We start from the raw sequence: 8,373 nt of genomic DNA, 5'->3' as shown, positions 1-8,373 counted from the left end.
ATCCTCAAGGCCACCGTCGGCCTGCGGGTCTCCGACGAGGAGGAGATGGACGGCATGGACAAGCACGAGCTTGGCCTGGAAGCCTACCCCGAGTTCGGCACCGGATCGCAGAGTTGACGACCGGCGTCCGGGTCTCTCCGACCCGATCCTCACCTCGACCGACTGGCCCGGGCGGCACCGCCGCCCGGGCCTTTCTTTCGTCCGCCCCAGGGATGAGCGGAAACCGCACTCATTCGCCGGCGTTGCTTCGGCAAGGGTCTTGAGCCGGGGCAACCGCCGCAGCACATGAGTCAGGTCAGCGGCAGAAGGAGCAGCGCCATGTCCAAGGATGGGCCGGGTTTCCGCGACGACGACACCGAAAGCGCCCTCCACGGCAATCCGGCCCACGGCCTGCCGGGAACCCTGCCGCCGGCGGTGCGGGAAAACCTCAAGCGTGCCGCGGCCAACCGCGCCCGGCCGCCGGCCGATCCGCTCGGCACCCATCGCCGGCGCTGGCTGCGCCGGCTGGTGGGCTGGCTGGCCCGCCGCTTCGAGGCCGCCGCACTCAGCGCCCACCGGGATGCCGCCGCCGACCGTCATTACGCCGCCCTGCTGCGACGGCTGGAGGGCGACATGCTGCTGCGGGAGGCGGGCGCCCCAGGCCCCGAGGCCGAAGCCCCCGACATGGGCCGCGCCGTCGGGCTGGAGGCCGCCGCGTCGACCGGCGACGGCTCCGCCACCCCTACCGGCGGCAACCGGCGTCCGACGCTCAGGGTCGTGAAGTAGCCGGCGCCTCGGGCTTCGCCGGCACGGGTTCGGGCGCCTCGGACGGGTTGATCCGGCCGGGCGACCGGAAGGGCTGGGTCAGCAGGCGCCACAGCGACAGCTCCCGCGGGTCACGGAAGTCCGCCAGGCCGATGGTCATGCCCTCATGGCCGTCGCGGGGCTGGGCCCGGTAGGTGCCGAGCAGCCGGTCCCACCAGGGGAAGCAGAAGCCGAAATTGCGGTCGGTCTCGTCGCGGTGCCAGGAGTGGTGGACGCGGTGCATGTCCGGCGTCACCACCAGCAGCCGCAGCACGGCATCCATCCGGCGGGGCAGCGCGACATTGGCGTGGTTGAACATGGCGGACCCGTTCAGCAGAACCTCGAACACCAGCACCGCCACCGCGGCCGGCCCCAGCGCCAGCACGGCCGCCAGCTTGATGCCCAGCGACAGGATGATCTCCAGCGGGTGGAACCGGATGCCGGTGGTCGCGTCGATGTCGGTGTCGGCGTGGTGCATGCGGTGCAGCCGCCACAGGGTGGGCACGGCGTGGAACAGCACGTGCTGCAGGTAGACCACAAGGTCCAGCACCAGCACCGCCACCAGCACCTCGGCCCAGAGCGGCCAGTGCACCTGGTTGAGCAGCCCCCAGCCCTTTTCCGCCGCCACGGCCGCCAGCGCCACGGGGACCACCGGCACGGCCAGCCGCGCCAGCACGGTCGCCACCCCGACCACACCCAGGTTGCCCACCCAGCGCCGCGCGCGGGCATTCAGGCGGGCGCGGCGCGGGCGCAGGGCCTCCAGCGCCATCATCAGGCCCAGGACGCCGGCGAAGGCGCCCATGCGCACCCAGGCCTCGTTGTCCATCAACAGCGTTTCCATGGCGCCCGATATGGGGTTCCGCCGTCCACTGGGAAAGGCCTCAGCGGATGCCCAGCGTCAGCCTCAGGTTGGTGTCGTTGACGTTGCGGATGATGGCGACGAATCGCTCCAGCAGGCGGCGGACGACGGGGTTGGTGTCCTCAAGCATCCACTCGAACTGCTCAAAGGGGACGACGAGCAGCGTGGTGTCCCGGATGGCGCGTGCGGTGGCGCTGCGCGGCGCCTTGTCGATGAGCGCCATCTCGCCGACCATCTCGTTGGGGCCGGCGGTGCCGATGATGACGTCGGCGCCGTTCCACGCGCGGGAGATTTCCAGCAGCCCCTCCTCCACGATGTAGGCGCAGTCGGCCGCGTCGCCTTCCTTGAACAGCAGATCGCCGCGGGGCACGGTTCTGCGGCCCTCGACGCTGTATTCGCCCGGCGCCGCATCGGCACTGTCGCTGGTGGTCATGGTGTTCGTCCCCTTCACCGCTCGCCCGTTGGCGTACACCGGAAGTCTAGCCAAGGCGGAGCCCCCGCGCCACCTCGGGCTTGCGGAGCGAGCGCGATGGTGCTTAATCGGGGGCGCTTGCGCAAACCGGAGACCGTATCATGCCGTCCGCCCCCACCGACGTTCCCACGACCATCCTGACCATCGCCTGCCCCGACGCGACGGGCATCGTCGCCGCCGTCACCGGCTTCCTGGCGCAACAGGACTGCTTCATCGTGGAGTGCGCGCAGTACGGCGACCTGTCCAGCGACCGGTTCTTCATGCGCGCCGTCTTCCAGCACGGCGACAAGGCGCCCGAGCGCGACGTGCTGGGCAGCCGCTTCGCCGAGCGCGTCGCCCAGCGCTTCGACATGACCTGGGCCATGCACGACGCCCGCCGCCGCCCCAAGGTGCTGATCGCGGTATCGCGCTTCGGCCATTGCCTGAACGACCTGCTGCACCGCTGGCAGACCGGGCAGTTGGCCATCGACGTGGCCGGCGTGGTCTCCAACCACGAGGACATGCGCAAGCTGGTGGAGTGGCACGGCATCCCCTACACCCACCTGCCCGTCACCAAGGACACCAAGGTGGAGCAGGAGGCCAGGATGCTCCGCATGGTCGAGGACCAGGACATCGACCTGGTGGTGCTGGCCCGCTACATGCAGATCCTGACGCCGGAGGCCTGCCGGGCGCTGAACGGCCGGGCGATCAACATCCATCATTCCTTCCTGCCCAGCTTCAAGGGTGCGAAGCCCTACCAGCAGGCCTTCACCCGCGGCGTCAAGATCATCGGCGCGACGGCCCACTACGTGACCCCCGACCTGGACGAGGGCCCGATCATCGAACAGGCCGTGGAGCGGGTCGACCATACCCATTCGGTGGAAGACCTGGTGCGTGTCGGCCAGGACCTGGAGAACGTGACGCTTGCCCGGGCCGTACGCTACCACATCGAGCGCCGCGTTCTGATCAACGGCGCAAAGACGGTCGTGTTCCGCTGACGGCTCGCGCCGTGCGGCGGGTGACCCGATCCCTTGCCCATGCTTTTTTCGCTGGTCTTTTGGGCGAAGATGCGCACCATTGGGTCAACCAGGGATCAAAAGTATGTTGGGGGAACCGATGGTCACCGATGCAGCGTACCGGACGCTGGACGGGGTCAAGCTGCTGGAAAGCCTGCTGCCGGCCGAACGCGAGACGGTGGCCGCGCAGTGCCGCTGGAGGCGCTACCTTCCCGGCGAGCAGATCATCGACCGCCAGTCCGACAGCCGCGATGTCTTCTTCGTGGTCAGCGGCGCGGTGCGGGTGGTGATCTACAGCCTGTCGGGGCGCGAGGTGGCGCTGGACGACATTCACGCCGGCGGCGTCTTCGGCGAGCTGGCGGCGCTGGACGGCAACCCCCGTTCGGCCAGCGTCATGGCGGTGGGCGAAACCACCGTCGCCAGCCTGACCCACGAGCAGTTCTTCACCCTGCTGCGCGGCCATCCCGACGTCGCGCTGGCCGTCATGCAGCGGCTGGCGAACATCGTGCGCACGGCGACGACGCGAATCCTCGACCTGTCGACGCTGGGCGCCAACAACCGCGTGCACGCGGACCTGCTGCAGCTCACCCGCTCGGCGCCGCTGACGGCCGAGGGCTTTGCCGCCATCAGCCCCATTCCGGTGCACTCCGACATCGCCGCCCGCGTCAGCACCACGCGCGAGACCGTGGCGCGCGTGCTCAACGACCTGTCGCGCAAAAAGATCGTGCGCCGCGACCAGAACGCTCTGGTGGTTCTGGACGTGGAGCGCCTGAGCGAAATGGTTGAAGAAGTGCGCGGCGAATGAAGCTTGTGGTGTAAGACGGACCGCCTACACCCTCTGGACGTGATCTTGGTCACCGACAAACGCCACCGGCAGTGGCATGATGGTTTCGATCTCGTGAGGCGAGTCCCGCTCGCGAGGTCATCTTTCTCTTCTCTCGCTTTTACCTTCCTCGGGTCGCCGCCATCGCGGCGGCCCGCTTTTTTCGCGCCGACCGCAAAAAAATCATGCCCTTGTGACGCGTATCACAGGATTCCGATGCACGCGGGGGCAGTATCGGACTCACCGGGGCGATGCCCCGGTATCGGTATCCTCTTTCCCTCAAGAGCGTTACTTTGGGCGGAGCAAAATGCTCCGCCCTTTTTTTGTCTGCCCTTGCGCCCGCCGCGCCGATGGGCTGTGCTGTGGCCGCTCCGGGCCGCTGCCCGGGCCGACGCGATCACCGACTCGATGCGGAAGGGACTGACCATCATGCGGCGCTGGATCGTTCTGGCCGGCCTCAACGCCTTTCTGGCCGTGGCGCTGGGTGCCTTTGCGGCGCACGCGCTGGAAAGCATGGGTGATGAAAGGGCCGTCGGCCTGGCGGAGAAGGCATCGCGCTACATGCTGTGGCACGCACTGGGACTCGGGCTGGTGGGCCTCCTGGCGGACCGCTGGCCGGGGCGCCGGGCGCTGACGGTGGCCGGGGTGCTGTTCCAGGCGGGCATCGTGCTGTTCTGCGGGTCGCTGACGCTGCTGGCCCTCACCGACCTGCCGGTCGCCATGGCAGCGCCCTTTGGCGGCACCGCGTTCCTGGCAGGATGGCTATCGGTGGCATGGGCCGCCCTGAAGGCGTAGCGGCCTCGGCCGTTTGACTTTCCGTGAAGGGATACCCATGATGCGCCGATACCCGTCCGACTCGATTGGGACGGAACGCGACTGACGGGAAGCGGATATGGCGAAAACGATCCTCATCGTTGAAGACAACGACCTGAACATGAAACTGTTCAACGACCTCCTGCAGGCCCACGGTTATGAAACCGTGCAGACCAAGGACGGCCGCGAGGTCATGGACCTGGCGCGCGAAAACCGCCCCGACCTGATCCTCATGGACATCCAGCTTCCCGAGATTTCGGGCCTTGAGATCACCCGGATGCTCAAGGACGACGAGGAGCTGAAAAGCATTCCCGTCATCGCCGTCACCGCCTTCGCCATGAAGGGCGACGAGGAAAAAATCCGCGAGGGCGGCTGCGAGGGCTACATCGCCAAGCCCATTTCCGTCGCCAGCTTCCTCAGCACCGTCAACTCTTTCCTGGGCAACGCCGCGTAAGGCACGCGGCGTCCCGCCCCCAACGGCCGCGCCGCGCGGCACCGCGCCGCGACGCCGGGCGCAACGAAAAAGGCCGCTGGCGATGCCGGCGGCCTTTTCGATGTACGGATGAAGGAGAGCCCCGGCGGGCTTACTTCATCTTGGTCTCGCGGAAGATGACGTGCTTGCGCGCGACCGGGTCGTACTTGCGGAACTCGAGCTTCTGAGTGGTGTTACGGGGGTTCTTCTTGGCAATGTAGAAGTAGCCCGTGCCCTCGGTGCTCTCGAGCTTGATCTGGATCGTCGTGGGCTTGGCCATGGCGGCAAATCCTTACGCGGAGAATTTCTGAAACTGGAGCGGGGCAAGATACCCGCTTATGGGGCGCTGTCAAGGGCCGACCGGCGAGCGCGCACAGGATTCTCGCGCCTCATGCCGCCAGCCGCGTGGCGAAGGCCCGCCGGATGTGATCGGCCAGCTTTTCCGCCCCCACCGACGCCGGCGCGGCGGGTCCGTGCATGGCTATGGCGAAGGCCGGCAGCGACGGCAGGCCGCAGTCGCCGGCATCGTCCAGCACCCGCAGTTCCGCCGGCACGCTGACCCGCAGAAGCGGCGCCACGCCCAGGTCGGCGGCGACCATGGCGCTCATGCTGTCCCGGTTGCTGGTGGTGCAGATCATGGTCCAGTCCAGCGCCGTTCCGCCCAGCGCCTCAAGCACGGTGGCCCGGAAGGAGCACGTCGGGTCCCCCAGCGCCAGCGGCAGCGGATCGCGCAGGTGTGCCGATCCGCCCGGCGCGCCCGCCCACACCAGCGGCTCGCGGCTCAGCACCTCGGCCCGCGGCGCCGGATCGCGCTCGGTGGTCAGGCACAGGTCCAGGTCGCCGGCGTCGAGCATGCGCAGAAGCGCCACCGTGGGATCGGTGATCATGTTGACCCGCAGCCGCGGCCATTCCCGCGCGAAGGTCTTGAGAATGGGCGGCATGATGGCGGGCACGATGTCGTAGGGCACGCCGAGTCGCACCTCGCCCTCCACCTCCGGCGCCGTCATGGCGGCCCAGATGGCGTCGTTGTGCTCCAGCAGCGCGGTGGCGCGCGGCAGCAGGCGCTCGCCGGCGGTGCTGAGCCGCAGGCTGCGGTGCTCGCGCTCGAACAGGCGGCAGCCGAGCTGCTCCTCCAGCCGCCGCACCTGCTGGCTGACCGCTCCCTGCGTCAGGTTCAAAAGCCCGGCCGCCCGGGTCATGCCGCCGGCCTCCGCCACCACCACGAAGGCCCGCAGCGCCGCCGTGTCCAGATTGCGAGCCATGGCCGCGCCTCCGTCTCGAATTACAAACCGTAATCTCAACTATCATAAACATTGCCTTCCGTTCTGCAAGCGGCGGCGTGATCCTTGCCCATCGACGACCACACGACGGAAGACAGAGCCATGACGACGACGTGCGACTCCATGCAATGCGGGACGGCGGAGCAGACCCGGAGCCCGGGCGCCACCGGCCGCAACAGCGGGCTGGCGGCATGGGCGGGCATCGCCTGGGCGCGGTTCCGGCGGATGCGGGCAGCCGCGGCGCAACGCCGCGAACTGGCAGCGCTGGACGAGGTCCAGATGCGCGACCTGGGAATCACCACCGAGGCCCGCCGGCGCGAGCTGCGGCGCCCCTTCTGGGACATCTGAGCGGCGGGACGCAGGAGGGGGCGGCCGCCGCGCGCCGCCGCCCCCTCTTCCGCCCGTCCACGTCCGGCTGCTACCATGAGGCCATGACCGATACACCCCTGACCGATCGCACCGACATCGACGCCGATCGCCTGCGGGAGCGCCTGCGGGCCCGCCGGGAGGAGTTGCAGGCCATGACCCAGTCCACCCGGTCCGACCGCGCGCCGGTTGAGCTTGACCAGCAGAGCGTCGGCCGCCTGTCGCGCATGGACGCGCTGCAGGGTCAGGCCATGGCGCTGGAAACCGAGCGCCGGCGCGGCATCGAACTGGCGCGCATCGAGGCCGCGCTCGCCCGCATGGACGAGGGCGAATACGGCTACTGCGTCTCCTGCGGCGAGGAGATCGGCGTCAAGCGCCTGGACCTGGACCCGGCCGTCCCCACCTGCATCGACTGCGCCGCCGGCGGCGAAGGGTGAACCGCGGGCTGCGCCCGGCAGACCGGCAACCCGGCGGCCTTCGCGGACCGTTGCACTGTCACACGACGACAGAAGGTCCGACGAAGGAGACGCGGCGATGACCTATACCTCCCCCACCGAACTGCCCCCCGACGTGCGCGATGCGCTGCCGGAACTGGGCCAGGAACTCTACATGACCGCCTTCAACGAGGCCGAAGGCCGGGGCGACCGCGATCCCGCCCGCGCCGCCTGGGAGGAGGTGGAAAAGCGGTATCAGAGCACCCCCGACGGCCGATGGGAAATGCGGACCGAGCACGGCAACCCCGGCGCCGGCGGCGGCGTGCGCGGACCGCTGGAGGAAAGCCAGCCGCGCGGCATCAAGCGCCGCGAACACACCGGCAGCAGCGCCGAGGACCCCTCGCCCCTGGACCAGCGCGTCAGCCAGCCCAGCACCGACAAGCCCGAGGGCAACAAGACCTGACCCCGCCGCCCGCGCACGCGAAAGGGCCGGCACCCCGGACGGTGCCGGCCCTTGTCGTGTCGACGGGCGTGAAATGCCGGTCGAGAGGGGTCAGTCGGACTGGCCGCCGCCCGCCGCACCGGTGCCTTCGGCCATGTAGCCCTGGATTTCCTCGGCCAGTTGCGGATCGGTCTGGGCAGCGACCGCGATCTGGTTGTACTCCTCCACCGTCAGGCCCTCGTCCTGAACGGTCTGCAGCATCTCGTCCTGGGCCTGCTGCTCCAGGTCGGCCACCTGCTGCGGGTTCTCGGCGTCGCGCAGGCGCGGGGCGTAGTCGCGGGCGACCTGCTGGATGCCCTCCACAGCCTCGGCGAAGGACTTGAGCTTGTCCTCGCTGAAGTCCGTCGCCATCTGGCCCTGGCCCTGCATCTGCATCTGTCCCTGGCCCTGCATCGGGGTTTCCCCCTGCGTCTGGGCGGCGGCCGGCGCGGCGAACAGCGCGGCGGAGACCATGGGCAGGGCGAAACGCTTCATCATGGAACGCATGGAGGGTGTCCTTTCGTGGTGTCTCGCGTGGGAAAGGGCATGCGTCGTGCCGCCCTTCCGCTACCCCACAGACGGCGGGACCCGCGCC

General features: G+C 69.1%; 13 protein-coding genes. 8 read left to right on the top strand and 5 right to left on the bottom strand.

The annotated features are described in order from the left end of the window. Positions 1–318 precede the first annotated feature (318 nt). Positions 319–765 carry a hypothetical protein gene (locus C882_RS15545; RefSeq protein ID WP_009541596.1) on the top strand — a complete coding sequence of 149 codons (447 nt, stop codon included), beginning with the start codon at positions 319–321 and terminating at the stop codon, positions 763–765. Here C882_RS15545 and C882_RS15540 read toward each other — a convergent pair. Together C882_RS15540 and C882_RS15535 are read right to left on the bottom strand one after the other, a co-directional pair. Further along, positions 749–1,624 carry a sterol desaturase family protein gene (locus C882_RS15540; RefSeq protein WP_052000180.1) on the bottom strand — a complete coding sequence of 292 codons (876 nt, stop codon included), beginning with the start codon at positions 1,622–1,624 and terminating at the stop codon, positions 749–751. The genes C882_RS15545 and C882_RS15540 overlap by 17 nt on opposite strands. Before the next feature lie 40 nt (positions 1,625–1,664). Beyond that, entirely contained in the window at positions 1,665–2,075 is a 411-nt protein-coding gene (locus C882_RS15535; protein WP_052000179.1) for a cyclic nucleotide-binding domain-containing protein, read from the bottom strand. A gap of 140 nt (positions 2,076–2,215) precedes the next feature. Here C882_RS15535 and purU point away from each other — a divergent pair, with 140 nt between their 5' ends. The 4 genes from purU to C882_RS15515 all read left to right on the top strand — a co-directional run bounded on the left by purU (position 2,216) and on the right by C882_RS15515 (position 5,199). Continuing rightward, the gene (gene purU, locus C882_RS15530) at positions 2,216–3,091 is read left to right on the top strand and encodes a formyltetrahydrofolate deformylase (protein WP_009541593.1); all 876 of its coding nucleotides are present in this window, start codon (positions 2,216–2,218) and stop codon (positions 3,089–3,091) included. A gap of 103 nt (positions 3,092–3,194) precedes the next feature. Continuing rightward, a complete protein-coding gene (locus C882_RS15525; protein ID WP_236262698.1) occupies positions 3,195–3,914 on the top strand; it encodes a Crp/Fnr family transcriptional regulator in 720 nt (239 codons plus the stop codon). A 426-nt stretch (positions 3,915–4,340) separates the two neighbouring features. Further along, positions 4,341–4,727 (top strand): DUF423 domain-containing protein, encoded by a 387-nt coding sequence (locus C882_RS15520; protein WP_009541591.1) that lies wholly within the window; start codon positions 4,341–4,343, stop codon positions 4,725–4,727. A gap of 97 nt (positions 4,728–4,824) precedes the next feature. Beyond that, positions 4,825–5,199 (top strand): response regulator, encoded by a 375-nt coding sequence (locus C882_RS15515; RefSeq protein ID WP_009541590.1) that lies wholly within the window; start codon positions 4,825–4,827, stop codon positions 5,197–5,199. A gap of 130 nt (positions 5,200–5,329) precedes the next feature. Here the strand turns inward: C882_RS15515 and rpmG are convergent, their stop codons facing one another. Both rpmG and C882_RS25700 read right to left on the bottom strand, forming a co-directional pair. Continuing rightward, entirely contained in the window at positions 5,330–5,497 is a 168-nt protein-coding gene (gene rpmG, locus C882_RS15510) for a 50S ribosomal protein L33 (RefSeq protein WP_009541589.1), read from the bottom strand. Between the two features lie 109 nt (positions 5,498–5,606). Then, positions 5,607–6,479, bottom strand: coding sequence for a LysR family transcriptional regulator (locus C882_RS25700; RefSeq protein ID WP_009541588.1), 873 nt, complete (start codon positions 6,477–6,479; stop codon positions 5,607–5,609). A 120-nt stretch (positions 6,480–6,599) separates the two neighbouring features. Here C882_RS25700 and C882_RS15500 point away from each other — a divergent pair, with 120 nt between their 5' ends. From C882_RS15500 to C882_RS23400, 3 genes are all read left to right on the top strand, one after another. Then, positions 6,600–6,845 (top strand): DUF1127 domain-containing protein, encoded by a 246-nt coding sequence (locus C882_RS15500; RefSeq protein WP_009541587.1) that lies wholly within the window; start codon positions 6,600–6,602, stop codon positions 6,843–6,845. Between the two features lie 83 nt (positions 6,846–6,928). Next, a complete protein-coding gene (locus tag C882_RS15495; RefSeq protein ID WP_009541586.1) occupies positions 6,929–7,300 on the top strand; it encodes a TraR/DksA family transcriptional regulator in 372 nt (123 codons plus the stop codon). 97 nt (positions 7,301–7,397) lie between these two features. Then, positions 7,398–7,760 (top strand): ChaB family protein, encoded by a 363-nt coding sequence (locus tag C882_RS23400; protein WP_009541585.1) that lies wholly within the window; start codon positions 7,398–7,400, stop codon positions 7,758–7,760. Positions 7,761–7,850: 90 nt separating this feature from the next. Here the strand turns inward: C882_RS23400 and C882_RS23395 are convergent, their stop codons facing one another. After that, on the bottom strand, positions 7,851–8,285 hold the full coding sequence (locus C882_RS23395; protein WP_009541584.1) for a DUF4168 domain-containing protein: 435 nt from the start codon (positions 8,283–8,285) through the stop codon (positions 7,851–7,853). Positions 8,286–8,373 lie beyond the last annotated feature (88 nt).

This window comes from Caenispirillum salinarum AK4, from assembly GCF_000315795.1.
In the GTDB taxonomy this organism is placed as follows: Bacteria; Pseudomonadota; Alphaproteobacteria; order Rhodospirillales; family Rhodospirillaceae; genus Caenispirillum; species Caenispirillum salinarum.
This window is presented reverse-complemented; position numbering and strand designations above follow the sequence as displayed.